This window comes from Nocardia sp. CWNU-33 (assembly GCF_046764895.1).
Classification (GTDB): Bacteria; Actinomycetota; Actinomycetes; order Mycobacteriales; family Mycobacteriaceae; genus Nocardia.
Window position 1 is genome coordinate 81921 of sequence record NZ_JBKOQN010000025.1, and the last position, 16122, is coordinate 98042.

12 protein-coding genes are annotated in these 16122 nt (G+C 65.6%); 9 read left to right on the top strand and 3 right to left on the bottom strand.

Annotated features, from left to right (window positions below):
- Positions 1-82: 82 nt before the first annotated feature.
- The 8 genes from gmd (at position 83) to ACLMAL_RS28100 (ending at position 10022) form a co-directional block, all read left to right on the top strand.
- Positions 83-1105 carry a GDP-mannose 4,6-dehydratase gene (gene gmd / locus ACLMAL_RS28065; RefSeq protein ID WP_412001830.1) on the top strand — a complete coding sequence of 341 codons (1023 nt, stop codon included), beginning with the start codon at positions 83-85 and terminating at the stop codon, positions 1103-1105.
- A 102-nt stretch (positions 1106-1207) separates the two neighbouring features.
- On the top strand, positions 1208-2428 hold the full coding sequence (locus tag ACLMAL_RS28070; RefSeq protein ID WP_412001831.1) for a class I SAM-dependent methyltransferase: 1221 nt from the start codon (positions 1208-1210) through the stop codon (positions 2426-2428).
- Between the two features lies 1 nt (position 2429).
- Positions 2430-3383, top strand: coding sequence for a GDP-mannose 4,6-dehydratase (locus tag ACLMAL_RS28075; protein ID WP_412001832.1), 954 nt, complete (start codon positions 2430-2432; stop codon positions 3381-3383).
- Positions 3376-4569: a class I SAM-dependent methyltransferase gene (locus ACLMAL_RS28080; RefSeq protein ID WP_412001833.1), complete on the top strand. Its 1194-nt coding sequence runs from the start codon at positions 3376-3378 to the stop codon at positions 4567-4569. Before ACLMAL_RS28075 ends, ACLMAL_RS28080 begins: the two co-directional genes overlap by 8 nt.
- A 4-nt stretch (positions 4570-4573) precedes the next feature.
- Positions 4574-5752 (top strand): nucleotide disphospho-sugar-binding domain-containing protein, encoded by a 1179-nt coding sequence (locus tag ACLMAL_RS28085; RefSeq protein WP_412001834.1) that lies wholly within the window; start codon positions 4574-4576, stop codon positions 5750-5752.
- Positions 5753-5809: 57 nt separating this feature from the next.
- On the top strand, positions 5810-7375 hold the full coding sequence (locus ACLMAL_RS28090) for a glycosyltransferase family 87 protein (RefSeq protein ID WP_412001835.1): 1566 nt from the start codon (positions 5810-5812) through the stop codon (positions 7373-7375).
- Positions 7372-8661: a flavin-containing monooxygenase gene (locus ACLMAL_RS28095; RefSeq protein WP_412001836.1), complete on the top strand. Its 1290-nt coding sequence runs from the start codon at positions 7372-7374 to the stop codon at positions 8659-8661. The genes ACLMAL_RS28090 and ACLMAL_RS28095 overlap by 4 nt, the downstream gene beginning before the upstream one ends.
- Before the next feature lie 11 nt (positions 8662-8672).
- Entirely contained in the window at positions 8673-10022 is a 1350-nt protein-coding gene (locus tag ACLMAL_RS28100) for a cytochrome P450 (protein ID WP_412001837.1), read from the top strand.
- A gap of 12 nt (positions 10023-10034) precedes the next feature.
- Here the strand turns inward: ACLMAL_RS28100 and ACLMAL_RS28105 are convergent, their stop codons facing one another.
- Positions 10035-12407 carry a beta-ketoacyl synthase N-terminal-like domain-containing protein gene (locus ACLMAL_RS28105; RefSeq protein WP_412001838.1) on the bottom strand — a complete coding sequence of 791 codons (2373 nt, stop codon included), beginning with the start codon at positions 12405-12407 and terminating at the stop codon, positions 10035-10037.
- 115 nt (positions 12408-12522) lie between these two features.
- On the opposite strand from ACLMAL_RS28105, the gene ACLMAL_RS28110 reads away from it, so the two are divergent.
- The gene (locus tag ACLMAL_RS28110) at positions 12523-13023 is read left to right on the top strand and encodes a GtrA family protein (RefSeq protein WP_412001839.1); all 501 of its coding nucleotides are present in this window, start codon (positions 12523-12525) and stop codon (positions 13021-13023) included.
- On the opposite strand, the gene ACLMAL_RS28115 is transcribed toward ACLMAL_RS28110, so the two are convergent.
- Positions 13024-13881, bottom strand: a complete 858-nt coding sequence (locus ACLMAL_RS28115) for an SDR family oxidoreductase (protein WP_412001840.1) — start codon at positions 13879-13881, stop codon at positions 13024-13026.
- A 92-nt stretch (positions 13882-13973) separates the two neighbouring features.
- Complete coding sequence (locus ACLMAL_RS28120; protein WP_412001841.1) at positions 13974-15806, bottom strand: AMP-dependent synthetase/ligase; 1833 nt, start codon at positions 15804-15806, stop codon at positions 13974-13976.
- Positions 15807-16122 lie beyond the last annotated feature (316 nt).

A 16122-nucleotide genomic window follows, 5' to 3' on the forward strand; every position in this document is an offset into this window, starting at 1 on the left:
GTCCAATTTTAGTATGTCCGGCGACCGAAATATAGGTATTGCCCATGATTTCTACAACCGTTAGTCTCTGGTTGGAGGTTTGATGAGGAAGGCTTTGATAACCGGCATCACCGGCCAGGACGGATCATATCTGACCGAATTCCTGTTGCAACAGGGATATGAGGTCCACGGAATAGTCAGGCGTGCGTCGAATTTCAATACCGATCGTATCGACCACCTTTATTCCGAAAGGCACTCGCAACGCCGATTGTTTCTCCACTACGGCGATCTCATGGACTCCAGCAGCCTCAACCGGATACTGGAGGTGGTGCGGCCGAGCGAGATCTACAACCTCGGCGCGCAGTCGCATGTGCACATTTCGTTCCAGATACCGGAATTCACCGCGGAGACCAATGCGATCGGCACGCTGCGGATATTGGACGCCATCCGCAAGACCGGCATCGCGACCAGGTTCTACCAGGCGTCGTCGTCGGAGTTGTACGGCGGCTTGCATGATGTCGCACTCAGTGAGGACACGCCGTTCCACCCGCGCTCGCCATACGCCGTGGCGAAGCTCTACGCGTACTGGATCACCGTGAACCATCGCGAGGCCTACGGGATGTACACGGTCAACGGGACCTTGTTCAACCACGAATCACCCAGGCGCGGGGAGGTTTTCGTCACCAGGAAGGTGACTCGCGGTGCGGTGCGAATCGCGCAGGGGAAACAGGATCGGCTTTTCATCGGCAACCTCGACGCGCGACGGGACTGGGGTTACGCCAAGGAGTACGTCGAGGCGATGTGGTTGATGCTGCAGCAGCCGGAGCCGGACGACTACGTCATTGCGACCGGAGAAACGCACAGCGTTCGCGAGCTGTGCGAGGTAGCGTTCTTGGCAACTGGTGTCGAATTGGTTTGGGAGGCAACAGGACTCGGGGAAAAGGGGATCGACCGGCGCACCTCTCGGGTGCTCGTCGAGGTGGATCCCACCTACTTCCGGCCCGCCGAGGTACACCATTTGACCGGCGATCCGCGCAAGGCCAAGGAGAAGCTCGGGTGGGAGCCGAAGACGAGTTTCACGGAGTTGGTGGAGTTGATGGTTGCCCACGATATGGAGAACGTGTGACGGAAGCGTTGGCGGTGCACCGCTGCATGAGAGGTCAGGCCCGGAGGAGGCAGCATGTGTAACCACGTAGGGCCCCGATCATGCCAGATTGAACGCTGCCGGGTGTGCGAGAACACCCGGCTGGAAACGGTCGTCGATCTCGGCACGATGGCGTTGACCGGGGTGTTCCCGGCTACCGACCCGCTCGAGGTGCCGCGCTATCCGCTGGAGCTGGTGCGCTGTGTGCGCACCGGAGCCGAGGAGTGCGGGCTGGTGCAGCTGCGGCATACTGCGAACTTCGACGAAATGTATTCCGCTGGTTACGGATACCGCTCCGGCCTGAATCGCTCGATGATCGACCATCTGGGTCGTCGGGTGGCGCGGATTCGGGCCAGGGTCGACCTCGGACCCGACGATGTGGTGATCGACATCGGCAGCAATGACGCGACATTGCTGAAGTGGTACCCGGCCGACGCCGCCACCGTCGTGGGCATCGATCCGCTGGGAGAGAAATTCCGGGAGTTCTACCCCCCGCATGTGCGGTTGGCGACCGGATACTTCTCCCGCGAGCTGGTTGCCGCGCTGCTGAACGGCCGGCGCGCCAAGGTGATCACGTCGATTGCCATGTTCTACGACGTGTCGAGCCCGCTGGAGTTCATGCGCGACGTGCACGCCAGCCTGACCGATGACGGCATCTGGGTACTGGAGCAGAGCTATCTGCCCGCCATGCTGGCCACCACGTCCTACGACACCATCTGTCACGAGCACCTCGAGTACTACACCCTCGACCAGATCGAGTGGATGGCGCAGCGATGTGGCTTCGTGGTGCTGGAGGTGGAGCGCAACACCATCAACGGTGGCAGTTTCGCGCTGACGCTCGGCAAGCAGGACGCCCCGACCGCCGCTGATGCGGCCGAGTTGGCGCGGATGCGCACCCAGGAAGCCGGTCTCGGCCTGCATACACCGGAGATCTACGCCGACTTCGCGAAGCGGGTCGATCAGCATCGGGAGCAGGTCAGGGCGTTCTTCGACCGGTCCAAGCGGGCCGGCCTGCGCACGCTCGGCTACGGCGCCTCCACCAAGGGCAATGTGCTGTTGCAACACTGCGGGATCGGGCCATCGGATCTGCCGTGCATAGCGGAGGTCAACGACGACAAGTTCGGCAAGTGCACGCCAGGCACCGGCATCCCGATCGTGTCCGAGGCGCAGGCGCGCGAGCAAGCGCCGGACCAGTACTTCGTGCTGCCCTGGCACTTCCGCTCGATGATGGTCGAGCGGGAGCACGAGTTCCGTTCCGCCGGTGGGCATCTCGTATTCCCACTGCCCGAGCTGGAGGTGGTATGAGATGACCATCGTCGTCACGGGCGCATCGGGACAGGACGGCACGCTGCTGACCAACCTGCTCGGCGCGCGTGGCCATCAGGTGGTTCCGCTCAGTCGCGCTGGGCCGGTCGACATCACCGACGCCGAATCGGTCGCGAGGCTGATTGCGGCCGAGCGACCGCGGCAGGTGTATCTGCTTGCGGCAGTCCAGCATTCCTCGCAGGATCCGCCGGTGGATCCGCGCGAGCTGGCCCGCGACTCGCACCGGGTGAACACGCTGTCGGTGCAGCACTTTGCGGAGGCGATCGATCGTTATGAGACCGGCACCCGGCTGTTCTATGCGGCCTCCTCGCATATGTTCGGTCCCGGCGACGGCGACGGCGCCGACCGGGACGAGGACAGCGGGTTGCGGCCACAGTCGATCTATGGGGTGAGCAAGGCCGCAGGCCTATTGGCCTGCCGGGCCTATCGGGCCCGTGGCGTGTTCGTGTCGACCGGGATCATGTTCAACCACGAATCACCGTTGCGGGCCGAGAAATTCGTCAGTCGCAAGATCGTGCGAGCGGTCGCCCGGATCCAGCAGGGCGCAGCGGAGGAGTTGGTACTCGGCCGGCTCGATGCGGGCGCGGACTGGGGATATGCGCCGGACTACGTCGAGGCGATGACCCGGATCCTCGCCCTCGACGAACCGGCCGACTTCGTGGTCGCGACCGGTGAATATCACACGGTCGCGGAATTTTGCGCGGTCGCGTTCGGTATGGCCGGACTGGACTGGCGAGAACATGTTCGCGAACGCCCCGCCATGCTGACCCGCCACCAGCAGCCACTGGTGGGCAACGCGCGCAGGTTGCGCGAGCGGACGGGATGGCGGCCCTCAGTGGATTTCCGCGGCCTGGTTCGAGCCATGCTCGCGGCTGAAGGGGTGTGCCTGGTCGACGAAGCGAGGCCGGTGGTCACCGGCGGAACGGATGGATGATGTGAACCTCAACGACGAGAATCTCCTTGCCGCGCAACTGATCTCCATCGCGGATGGGGTTTACGAGGAGACGGCGGCACGACTGGGCGAGATCGGCACCGAGACGGTGATCGATGCGGTGCTGAAGGAAATCGCCTGGCGGGCCCGCGACGGCGTGCCGCCGAGTCGGCCGGTCACCGCGGTATTCGAGTTGACCCACGAGGGTAAGCAACTGGATTACCTGGTCACCTTCGGTGCCGAGGACCCGGCCGTCGCCCCCGGCACTCTGGAGGATCCGTGGCTGGTGGTGCAGCAGGATCTGGTGGAGTTGCTGCGCGTGGTGTACGGGCCGCCCGACGCCGAGATCGGTACCCGCTCGATCGCGCTGAAGGACGAGCCGGGGCCGGGCAGTTTCGCGCCGGACGATCTGTGGCGGATGGCGCGGGATGCCGCGGCGCGCGCCGCTGACGGCATCGTGACCGCCTGCGCCACACATCATTACGACCTCGGCGCGCTGTCGCTGCGATTCGGCTCGGACAAGTGGGGCGGCCACTGGTACACCGAGCACTACGAGCGGCATTTCGCACCGCTGCGCAACAGTCGCGTGCGGCTGCTGGAGCTGGGTATCGGCGGCTATCAGGCACCGAACGTCGGCGGCGCCTCGTTGCGCATATGGAAGCAGTACTTCCGTCGCGGCATGGTGTATGGACTGGACTACTTCGACAAGTCCGGCATCGCCGAACCACGGTTGCAGCCGCTACAAGGCGACCAGGGGGATCCGGCGTTGCTTGCCGAACTCGGTGGCTCGCTCGGTCTGTTCGACATCATCATCGATGACGGCAGCCATATCAGCGGCGATGTGATCGCCTCGTTCGAGGCACTGTTCGCCCACGTGCGTCCGGGTGGGTTGTATGTGGTGGAGGACACTCAGACCTCGTATTGGACCGGCTGGGGCGGCAGCAGCACCGAACTCGACAGTCCGGCGACCACAGTCGGCTATCTCAAGACTCTTGTCGACGCGCTGCACCATCAGGAATTCGAGAAGGATGCGGGGCGGCAGCCTCGCCCGCACGACGAGTGGATCGGCGCGGTGCACTTCTACCACAACATCGTCGTCATCGAAAAGCGCCGCAACAGCGAGCAATCCGCTCCAGCATGGGTGCCGCGGCATACCAATCCGATGGAGTGGATGAAGCCGAAGGAGTGAGGGTATGAGATTCCTCGTCGTCCCGGTACCGTCGTCCGGGCACCTGTTGGCGATGGTGCCGTTCTGCTGGGCGCTGCGGCTGGCCGGTCACGATGTGCTCGTCGCCTCGCGCAGCGACGTCACGGCCACTGCGCGGCGTTCCGGGTTGAACGCAGTCGAGTTGGCGGCACTGAACGTGCCGATGGACGAGCTGCGTACCCAGGTGAACCCGAGTATGTTCCCGCTACCGCTGTTCGCCGACCGGGATCAGGCCTCAGGTCAGGGTCTGTGGCATATCGCCGCGCAGAACTGGTGCAACCACGCGACCCGGTACCTCGACGTGTTCGCCGACGTGGCCAGGGACTGGGGTGCCGACGTCGTCCTCACCGACCCGCTGGCGACCGTCGGTCGCGCACTCGGAGCCGTCCTGGATCTGCCTGTGCTGGTGCACCGGTGGGGCATCGATCCGACCGGCGGGCCGTTCATGGAACGTACCGCGGCATTGGTCGCGCAGGCGGGTGGTGAGCTGGCCGACCCCGTCGCCGTGCTGGACATCTGCCCGGCGAGTGTGCAGGCGCCGGACGCGCCGCCCGGCACGCCGATCCGATTCATCCCGTTCAACGGGACCGGCGTGCTACCTGACTGGCACCGAAATGACCAGGGGCGCAAGCGGATCGCGGTCTGTCTGGGCGGCAGCACGCTGAGCCTGACCGGGCCGCGCCCACTGCGTGCGATTGTCGAGTCGCTGTCCGCGGTCGCGGACGCCGAGATCGTGGTCGCGCTCTCCGCCACCGATCGGGCGCTCGTCGGTGAGTTGCCCGATCGCATCCGCGTTGTCGAAGAGGTGCCGTTGCAACTGTTCCTGCCGGGATGCGATCTCCTGGTGCACCACGGCGGTTCGACGACCGGCCTCACGGCCGGCTGGTACGGCCTGCCGCAACTGGTGCTGCCGCAGATGTTCGACCAGTTCGACTATGCCCGCGGCATAGTGCGCGCGGGCGCGGGTCAGGGAGCCGAAGATTCGGCCGCGCAAGCCGATACGAACGGGCTGGCCGAGTCCATCGGGACGCTGCTGCGTGAACCCGGGTTCCGCGCCGCCGCCGAACAGGTCGGGGCCGATATCCGTGACGCGCCGACGCCCAACGAGGTAGTGGCGCAGATCGTCCCGGAGCTCGCCGATCGCATCGGCGCGCAGATCAGATAAGACCACCGCGACGTCCTCGGGCAGGACCATGCTGAAGTTGGAAAGCGCAGGTTGTACATGATATCCAGGACCTGGACGAGGTTCCGTGGCGCACTCGACTACTACGCTGCGATGTACGCGGTGTTCGTCGTCGGCATTCTCGTCCCCATCGTGATGATCACACTGTCGCTCACCGGACTACCGGGTGCGGTTACCGCGCTGCTCGGAATCCTCTGCGCGGCAGTACTGTTCGTCCTTTTCGTACCGTCGGTTCCCGTCGAATGGCGGCACGTGGTGCGCAGTAAGCCGATCGTGGTGCGGGTGCTGTGGAGTGTGGTCATCCTCGCCGTGGTGCTGGTGCTCGCCCGGCTGACGCAGTTCATTCTCGACGCGAACAACGTGGACAGTTCGCTGTCGGCCGAGGACGACTTCCTGGTGAAGAAGTCCCATCTGACCGGCTATGTCAGCGGTGCGCTGGTCGCCGAGCACGACCCGGCCAACCTGTACAACCGGCATCGGTACGAGTCCCCGCAGGCGGATTCGGTGCTGCCGAGCGTGCTGCCGCAGGACCGGGACGCCTATCTGTACCCGCCGCCGTTCTTGCTGCTGCCACGGCTGCTGCTGGTGTTCAGTCACGATTTCGGCACACTGCGGGCGCTGTATTACTCGTTGTACGTCGCCATCGTGCTGATCGGCATGCTGGGGATCGCCCGCTGGGTGGGCGGTAAGCAGGGCGGCGTGCTCGCCGCGTTGACGCCGGTCGTGTGGCTCAGCCTACCCACCCTGGCGACCTTGCAGATCGGCAATATCCACGTGCTGATCCTGTATGTCGGCGGTGCGGGCGCCATGGTGCTGTTCCACTTGCGTCGCAACATATTCGGCGGCGCGGCACTGGCATTCGCGATCATCGCCAAGGTATCACCGGCGATCCTGCTGGTGTATCTACTCGTACAACGACGTTGGCGACCCGCGGCGTGGACCGCCGCATTCTGTGGAATCTATTCGCTCGCAACGCTGCTCATCTTCGGACGTGAGCCGTGGCGGCTGTTCCTGTCCGACGGCACCTGGCAGAAGCTGGCCAGCGGTGAGTTCCATCAGTTCGTGCTCGTCGAACGGGCCAATCAGCTCGTCAACTATTCGCCCTATGGGCTGCCGTACAAGGCGAACATCATGGGCTGGGACATCGGCGATCCCACCGGACCGGCCCGGCTCATCACCAATATCTATACGCTGCTGCTGGTAATCCTGGTCGCAGTCACCGCGGTGCGGATCCACCGGCGGCTGCGCGCCGGAGCGGAAGGTGCGAGGTTCCGGGCCGAGAACCTCGCCATCTGGCTGGCGGTGCTCACGCTGGCCTCGTTCCGGGCGCCGTTCGGGCCGTGGGTGTACATTGCGGTCGGCGCGGTGTGGATGTTCGCGGTATACGCGGGCCTGATGCGGGGGAGCAAGCGCAACACCGCGCTGCTGACCGTGGCCTGGCTTCTTGTCGCGGTCTACAACGAGAACGTGTACTTCACCCTGGTTGCGCAGACGATCATCTACGTCACCTGCTTCGCGGTGGCCTGGCGGGCGAGCGGCGGTACCGAGGCAGGGGAAGCCCGCGACGTCGCGGCGCCGGAACCCGAACCGGTCGGTGCGGCATGAACACCTACTGTGTGATCGGCGCCGGTGCGGCCGGATTGGTGACCGCCCAGGCGTTCGCCGCGCGCGGGATCGCGTTCGAGGTGCTGGAGGCGACCGACGGGATCGGCGGGATCTGGGACGCGCGCAGATCGGATTCGCCGGTCAGTCGCAATACTCATGTGATCGCTTCGAAAGGCGTGCAGGCGTTTCCGGGTTTTCCGATGCCGGAAGACTATCCGGACTATCCCGGTCATGAGTTGATCCTGCGCTACCTGCAGAACTACGTCGACGCCAACGAACTCGCACCCCATATCCGGCTGAACACCGAGGTGCGGCGGATCGAGCCCGCCGCGGACGGACCGGAGGCCGGATGGGACGTGACCCTCGGTGACAGCACCAGGAAGCCGTACGCAGGCGTGGTCATCGCCACCGGGCACGACCGGACCCCGCGCCGCATCGAGATCCCGGGCAATAGCACAGTGCCTGTGCTGCATTCGAGCGAGTACCGACATCCCGAACAGATCATCGGCAAGCGCGTCCTGGTGGTGGGCGCCGGGCAGTCGGCGGCGGACATCCTGTCCGACTGCGCGGTGAACGCGGCACTGACTCTGCACAGCAGTCGGCGTGGGTTCTACTGCATGCCGAAGTATCTGCTCGGGCAGCCAACGGACAGCATGCTGCAGGGACACATGTGGCGGCCGATGCGCAAGCGAGCGTTCCAAACGCTGTTCTCCTACCTGCGCCGCCGATCCCGATCATTCGGACTGCCGGTGCCCGACTTCGACAACGGCATCGTCATTCCGATGCTCGGCGATCAGCTGCACCACTACTACACGCACGGCGACATCGTGCCGAAACCCGATATCGCCGCGATCGAGGACGACCGAGCGACCTTCACCGACGGCAGCGAGGAGAAAGTCGACATGGTCATCCTGGCAACGGGTTTCGTGCCGAACTATCCGGTGGTCGACCGCGTGCACCTCAACTGGGCGGAGGGGGCGCTGCGACCGGGGCTGTACCTCAACATCTTTCCGCCTGGTGCGCTCGGCTTGTTCGTCGTCGGGATGGTGCGCCCGATCGGCTCCCACTGGGATGTCTACACCCACCAGGCCGAACTCGTCGCCGACTATGTGCAGGCGAAAGCGGCCGGGCCGCAACGGATCGAGCGCTTCGTCCGCGCGACCCACGGTGCGCAGCCCGATCTGTATGCCGGACTGCGTCTTTACCACGCCGAGCAGTACCCGCTCGTGGTGGAGAAACAGGATTACGTGAACCAGCTGCGCAAGCACGCGAAGCTGTTGAAGTGAAAGGTCCCACCATGAAAGCCCCTGGTCCAGGACTGGTCGAAACCGGCCGTATACTGCCGAAACTGGCGAAGAACCCGCTGGCCACCGTAGGCAGTCTGCTCGACGGCTACGGCGACGTGGTCCGGGTGAAGGCCGGGCCGATGCTGGTCTACCTGGTCGCGGATCCGGTGCTGACCGAATACGTGCTCAAGGACAACTACACCAACTATCGTAAGAGCCCGATCTACGACGAGTTCAGCATCCTGCTCGGCGACGGCCAGCTGACCACCAACAACATGGACTACTGGCGCAAGCAGCGCAAGCTGATCAGCCCGGCGTTCTCCCATACGCACGTCAAGGGATTCGCCGACGACATCACCGGCAGCACGGCGGCCATGCTGGATCGCTGGGATGCTGCGGCGGGCGAGTATCGCGACATCTACGACGACTACGTCGAGCTGCTGCTCGCGGTCACCGGACGGATTCTGTTCAGCATCGACTTGTCCACGGACACAACGCAAGTCACCGATGCGATGCGAGCCGCCTTCGCGTTCATCATGAAGCGGGTCAACGCCCCGGTGAAGCTGCCGCAGTCGTTCCCGACGCCGGCGGCGCGGCGGGTCGCCCACAAGGTGGGCGAACTCGACGACGTCGTACGGCAGCTCATCGAGGAACGTAGGGGCGGCGGCGACACCTCGGACGTACTCACCGCGCTGGTCCGCGCCCGCGACGAGGGCGGGCAGGGCATGCGGGAGGAAGACCTGCTCAACGAGATCAAGACGTTGCTCGTGGCGGGTCACGAATCACCGGCCAATGCGCTGTCGTGGGCGTGTTATCTGCTGGCCACGCACCCACAGATCCAGGAACGCCTCGCAAGCGAGGTCCGCGACGCGCTCGGCAACCGTACCCCGGCTTTCGCCGACCTCGGGCAGCTCGGCTACTGCCGGATGGTCATCGAGGAGACGATGCGGTTGTACCCGCCCGCGTGGATCGTCGAGCGCACGCCGATCGCCGACGACGAGATCGGCGGGTATCAGGTCTCGGCGGGCGCCCGGGTCACGTTGTGCATGTATTACATTCACCGCGACAAGCGGCTGTGGGACGACCCGGCGGAGTTCCGGCCCGAGCGCTTCGCCGACAAGGAAGTGGCCGAACGGCACAAGTTCGCGTTCTTTCCGTTCTCCGGCGGCCCGCGGATCTGCCTCGGCAAGGACATGTCGATGACCGAGATGGTGCTGATCCTGGCCATGACCGTGCAACGCTTCCGGCTCGAGCTGGACAGCGCGCACCTGGTTGTGCCGCTGGCGTCGGTGAACCTGCGCCCGGAGTTCGGCATTCGGATCCGACCCGTGCGCAGGGCCACCCAGCCGGCACTGACCTGACGGCGGTCGCGATCAGCCGAGCAGTTCGTGGCCCAGCGCCAGTAGTTCGGCTGTGGAGAGAACCTCCTCGTCCGCCGATGTCCGCGGCGGGCGGGCGAGGAGCGCGGGCTCGATGCCGTCCGGGAGCTCACGTGCCCCGATTGTCGGTGGCGCTGCGGGGTGGTTCGTCGCTTCGAGGCGGGTGGACAGTTCGGCGGTGAGGAGTTCGACGGTGGGGTGGCCCCAGATGATCGCCGCGGGGACGGTGATGCCGAGGCGGGCGGCGAGACGGGAGCTGAGTTCGACGGCGTGCACCGAACCGACACCCAGCTGATCGAAGTTCCGGGTGCGGCCGATGCGGTCCGGCGTGACACCGACGACCTCGGCCAGTTCCCTGGCCACCGTGTCGCTCAGCGCGGCGCGGCGGACACGGTGGCCTCGCCCGTGATCCTGCGTCGAATTACCCGCTACCACAGTGCTTTCGGAGCGTTGGTCCCGCATCGGTTCGGTCTCTGCGGGGATGGCCCAATGGCGTTGCCGCTGAAACGGATACGTTGGCAACGACACCACACGGCCCGGTGGGGTGAGGGCCGACCATTCCGGGTCGACGCCACGTTCGAACAGTGCGCCGAACGCCTGCAGCAGCCGGTGGCGCGGCACTGTACCCGGTCGCAGGGCTGCAGCAACCACCAAGGCCGAGGCTTGGGATGCATCGGCCGTCTCGGTCGACGCACCGATCGGCACGGTGTCGCCGAGTCTCTCGTTCAGAAAGTTGTTCACCTCTGCCATGGTGGTCGCCACCAGCGAAAAGCGTTGTTCGAAAGGCTTTCTCGTGCGGCAGAGCGTGTGCGCGAGATCGTCGAGCGTGATGCCGGGGTGGCTCGACAGGTGGTCGCGCAGCCGGCGAACCTGCTCGCGCAGTGCGGGTTCGGTGCGTGCGGACAATACGATCAAACGCTCTGGGTAGCGTAGCTCCGTCTCACTCGAGGTTGCGCGCACATTCGGCGACGGACCATCCGCGATCTCTGCCGCGACTTCTTCAACGATCACGTGCGCGTTGGATCCGCCGAAGCCGAACGCACTCACCCCGGCGCGGGCCGGTCCCTTCCGTTCGGGCCATGGCAGTAGGGTATTCGCGACCCGGATGCCGGCCGCCGCGAGATCGAGATCCGCTGCGGCGTGGTCGAAATGCAGGCTGCGCGGTATCTGGCGATGCCGCAGCGCGAGCGCGACCTTGAGCAGTCCGGCCATTCCGGCGGCCGCCTCGGTGTGCCCGATGTTCGTCTTGACGGAACCGACGGTCAGTGCGGTGCCACCTCGCTCGGCCGCTCCATAGACGGTACCCAGAGCAGTCAGCTCGGCGCGGTCGCCGATGGCGGTGCCGGTGCCGTGGGCTTCGATATAGTCGACGGTCGACGGGTCCACGCCCGCGCGGGCACAGGCGCGGCGCAACAGTTGTTCCTGCCCGGCAGCGCTACTGGCGGGCATGCTGTGTTTACCCGCCCTGTCGGATGCCGTCCCCCGATGGTGGTGGCCGTTGTTGTTGGTGGCGCTGCCGAGCACGGTGCAGTAGACGCGGTCACCGTCGCGCAATGCCGCCGACAGCGGCTTGAGCACGACCACCGCGCCGCCTTCGCCGCGCACATAACCGTCGGCAGTGGCGTCGAAGGCGCGGGAGCGGCCGCCAGGGGAGAGCACACCGAGCTTGGACAGGCCGATCGCGGTGTCCGGGATGAGATTCAGCTGGACGCCGCCTGCCACCGCGACCGCGCTTTCGCCCGCGCGCAGCGACTGGCAGGCCAGGTGAACCGCGACCAACGAACCCGCACAGGATGCGTTGACCGTCATGCTCGGCCCGTCGAAACCGAGGAAATACGACACCCGGTTCGCGATGATGCCCTCCACATCGCCGGTGCTGGTGAAGGGTGTTGTTGCGGCGGGGCCGCGCCGCAACTTCACCGCCCGGTAGTCGTTGAACTTGTTGGCGAAGTACACGCCGGTGTCGGGGACCGCGTCGGGTCGAATTCCCGCGTCCTCGAACGCTTCCCAGGACAGTTCCAAGGCGAGCCGCTGCTGCGGGTCCATATCGGCGGCCTCGCGCGGGGTGATCCCGAAGAACTCGGCATCGAACAGCTCGACATCGGGCAGGTAGGCGCCCGCGATCGAGACGGTTTTGCCGGGAGCGTTGCGCTCGGTGTCGTGGTAACTCCCTGCCGGCCACCGACCTGCCGGCGGCGCGTCCGCGACTGCATCGACCTCGCCGATCAGCGAGCGCCACAAGGCTTCCGGCGAATCCGCGCCGCCGGCGAATCGGCAGCTCATGCCGACCACGGCAATCGGCTGCGCGCTCGGTGTGGTCGTCGCCTGGTCGCGGTTGGTGCGCCGCTGCGGCTTCTTCCGTTTCACAAACGCCTACTCACCTACCGGGATTCCGTCCGACCAGGTGTCCGGCGGACAGGTGCCTTTCGGCAATTCCGCTGATCTTGTTGTGAGGTAAAGAGATACGGACGAGACTCTACCTGTGCTGTTTTCCGCTCGCCCCGTTTTCACTCGGGTGACTTCTGTGCTCGGAGGCGAGGCACGACGTCGTGAACTGATTCGCTTCGCCTACGTGGGGGTGGCCGCGTTCACACTGGACACCGCCGTTTTTCTGACTCTAAAGAGCACTGTGCTCGAGACGCAGCCGATCATCGCGAAGGTGCTGGCGGTGCTCGCGGCGATCACGCTGTCCTACATCCTGAACAAGCAGTGGTCCTTCGCCGCGCGCGGCGGACGGCGCGGGCACCACGAGGCAGCGCTGTTCTATTCGGTCAGCTTCCTCGCCGTCGCGATCAACACCGCACCACTGTGGGTGTCGCGCTACGTGCTCCACCTCGAGGTGCCCGAGGTCTCCCGGTTCACCCAGAACGTAGCCGATTTCGTGGCCGCGCAGCTCCTCGGTACCGCGCTCGGCATGGTGTTTCGGTTCTGGGCCTTCGTGCGGGTGGTGTTCCCGAATCAGGTGGAACGCGCACCCGAGTAGTCAGGCGTCCACGAAGATATCGAGTTCGAGCGGCCCGCCGCCTGGGATGACGCGGTACCGGTCCAGCTCGGTGACGCCGTGCGCGGTGAGCACTTCGTCGTCGAGGAACAAATTACCGGTCACGTCGGCCGCGGGCGAACATAGCACGAGATGTGCTGCGTCGGCACAGATTTCGGGCGTGCGTGACCTCGCGATCGCTGCCTCGCCGCCGAGCAGATTACGCACGGCGGCGGTGGCGACGGTGGTACGCGGCCACAGCGAGTTGGCGGCGATGCCGTCCTCACGCAATTCCTCGGCGAGCCCGAGCGTGGTCAGGCTCATCCCGTACTTGGAGACCAGGTAGGCCAACGACGAGCCCGTCCATGCCGGGTTGAGGTTGAGCGGTGGGGAGAGCGTGAGGATGTGCGGGTTGCGCCCGGCGGCCGACGCCGCCCGCAGGTGTGGAATCGCGAGTTTGGACAGCAGGTACGCGGCACGCGTGTTCACGCTTTGCATCTGGTCGTACTTCTTCATCGTCATGGAGTCGGTGGGCGTCAGGTCGATCGCCGAGGCATTGTTCACCACGATGTCGATGCCACCGAACCGGTCGACCGTCTCCTGCACCACCGCCGCCACGGTATCGTCGTCGCGGACATCGCCGACGAACGGGAGCACCCGGCCGCCTGCGGCTTCGATTTCCGCGGCCGCGGTGTGGATGGTGCCGGGCAGCTTCGGATGCGGCTGATCGGTTCTGGCGAGCAGCGTGATGTTCGCGCCGTCGGCGGCGGCGCGCAGTGCGATGGCCCGACCGATGCCGCGGCTGCCGCCCGTCACGACCATGGTCTTGCCTGCCAGTGACTTCGATCCCGGTTTCGTCATGGTCGTTGTGCTCCTGCTCCGGTGGCCGTCCCCGCGTGCCGAAGGTGACCTCCATCCCGCACGGAGGTCGCCTTCGGCCGGCGCGTTGGCTGCTACTTGACGCTGATTACTTTGTCCGAGGGCTCCTTTGCGTACAGAGCCGTGATCCCGTCCGCGTACTTGCTGGCGATCGGGGCGCGCTTGAGCGACATCTTCGGGGTCAGCTCGTCGCCGCCCGGTTCCCATACCGCGTCGAGGATGGTGAAGCGCTTGATCTGCTCCACTCGTGACAGCTTGCTGTTACCCGCCTGCACCGCGGCGCGCACTTCGTCCACGATCTCCTGGCGGGTGGCGAGTGCGGCCAGGTCGGCGTCGGTGGCGCCGAATTCCTTCGCACGCAGGGTCGCGACATCGGGGTCGAGCACGATGAGCGCGGTGATGTAGGGCTTGGCATCGCCGATCGCGATGGCTTGACCGATCAGCGAGGAGGCGGCCTTCATCGCGTTCTCGATATTGCTCGGGGCGATGTTCTTGCCCCCCTCGTTGATGATGAGTTCCTTCTTGCGGTCGACAATGCGGAGGTAGCCGTCGGGGTCGATGGTTCCGACGTCACCGGTGTGCAGCCAGCCGTCCGCATCGATCGCTTCGGCCGTTATCTCGGGCATGTTGCGGTAGCCGCGGGTGACGATGGGGCCACGCACCAGGACTTCCCCGTCGGCGTCCAGGCGCAGTTCCATGCCCTCGACGGTGCGGCCCACCGAGCCGGGGCGCGGCTTGTCCAACTCGGTGTAGGTGCCGACGCCGGTGGTCTCCGACATGCCCCACACCTCGGTCACGGCGAAGCCGAGGCCGAGGAAGTACTCGAGGGTCTCCGGCGGCACGGGTGCGGCGCCGGAAGCCGCCACCTTCAGCTCGTCCAGGCCGAGGGCGTGTCGTAGCTTCGACAACACCAGCGTCTCGGCCACTTTGTGCTGTACGGAGAGTATCGGGCCGCGGCCTTTCCCCGCGAGATCGGCTCGGGCAGCGGCGATTCCGGTGCCGATGGCCCAGTTGGCAAGTGCCTTCTTGGCCGCGCTCGGTTCGGTGGCGAGCTTGTTCTCGATGCCGGTCTTGATCTTCTGCCACACCCGTGGCACGCCGAAGAAGGTGGTCGGGCGGGCGTCGGGCAGCGCGGCCGCCACCTCGCGCGGGTCGGTGACGGTGGTGATCTGGATGCCGGTGGTCAGGCTGAGGGCATGTGCGGAGATGCGGTCGGCCACATGCGCGGCGGGCAGGTAGGACACCGTACGGTGGTCCATACCCACCTGCAGCGGGCCGTTGACCAGCGCGATGATCTGGGCGAGCACGTTGAGGTGGGTGATCTCCACGCCCTTGGACGGGCCGGTGGTGCCCGAGGTGTAGATCAGGGTGGCGAGATCGTCGGCGGCAACTGCGCGCCACGCCGTGTCGAAATCGAAGTCGTCGAGGGGGTTGGCCTCGACCTCCTCGAGCGTGATGGCGCCGGTGGCCGGACCGTCGACCACGATGGTGTGCGCGAGGTCCACGCCCGCGCCGGTCACCGCACCGAGGAAAACCTGTTCTGTCACAACGACCTTGTTGGCCGCGTTGGTGAACACGTGCGCGATCTGGTCGGACGAGCTGGTGTTGTAGACCGAGAACGGAGTCGCGCCGAGATGCAGCGCTGCGGTGTCGACCAGATTGAACTCGGGGCGGTTGGTGAGCATGATGCCGACGGTGTCGCCGTGCCCGACGCCGAGCCGGGCCAGGCCCGCGGCGATCGACTTCACACGTTCGCCGTACTCACGCCACGTGATCTCCTGGGTGCCGCCGACCGTCCGCAACGCAACCTGCTCGGGCCGCAACGTCAGGGTCTCCTGAAACGCCTCCGGCACGGTGTAGACCGTTTTGCCCGATTCGTGCGCATATCCGATGAGTGTTGTCGTCATATCCCTGTTTCCCGATTTTCTCTGGCATGAACCGAATCTCGCGGCGTCCGCACGGGTCCGGTCCGAGACCCGATGTCGGCAGAACGCAACGGTGCTTCTGTCAACTTCGCGCGAGTCGGCGCGCCAAGAGTGGCGCGGCTCACTCATGGTAGTCAGGTCCGCGGGTCATGAGGTGGCTTACGTGCGAACCTGATTTCGCGCATCGGGGAAGTCTCGGAGCATCCCATGAGATGCGCGAATTGCGGCAACGGCGAGCGCCGAGACCTGAAAGACTCGGCAGCACCCGGGGATTCAGGGTAGCGACGTCGGGAGCGGC

What these genes read in the sequence shown, in the direction of transcription:
- ACLMAL_RS28090 (WP_412001835.1), top strand. Translation starts at nt 5,810, where the DNA reads ATGATATCCAGGACCTGGACGAGGTTCCGTGGCGCACTCGACTACTAC.
- ACLMAL_RS28075 (WP_412001832.1), top strand. Translation starts at nt 2,430, where the DNA reads ATGACCATCGTCGTCACGGGCGCATCGGGACAGGACGGCACGCTGCTG.
- ACLMAL_RS28080 (WP_412001833.1), top strand. Translation starts at nt 3,376, where the DNA reads ATGGATGATGTGAACCTCAACGACGAGAATCTCCTTGCCGCGCAACTG.
- ACLMAL_RS28115 (WP_412001840.1), bottom strand. Translation starts at nt 13,881, where the DNA reads ATGACGAAACCGGGATCGAAGTCACTGGCAGGCAAGACCATGGTCGTG.
- gmd (WP_412001830.1), top strand. Translation starts at nt 83, where the DNA reads ATGAGGAAGGCTTTGATAACCGGCATCACCGGCCAGGACGGATCATAT.
- ACLMAL_RS28095 (WP_412001836.1), top strand. Translation starts at nt 7,372, where the DNA reads ATGAACACCTACTGTGTGATCGGCGCCGGTGCGGCCGGATTGGTGACC.
- ACLMAL_RS28100 (WP_412001837.1), top strand. Translation starts at nt 8,673, where the DNA reads ATGAAAGCCCCTGGTCCAGGACTGGTCGAAACCGGCCGTATACTGCCG.
- ACLMAL_RS28085 (WP_412001834.1), top strand. Translation starts at nt 4,574, where the DNA reads ATGAGATTCCTCGTCGTCCCGGTACCGTCGTCCGGGCACCTGTTGGCG.
- ACLMAL_RS28120 (WP_412001841.1), bottom strand. Translation starts at nt 15,806, where the DNA reads ATGACGACAACACTCATCGGATATGCGCACGAATCGGGCAAAACGGTC.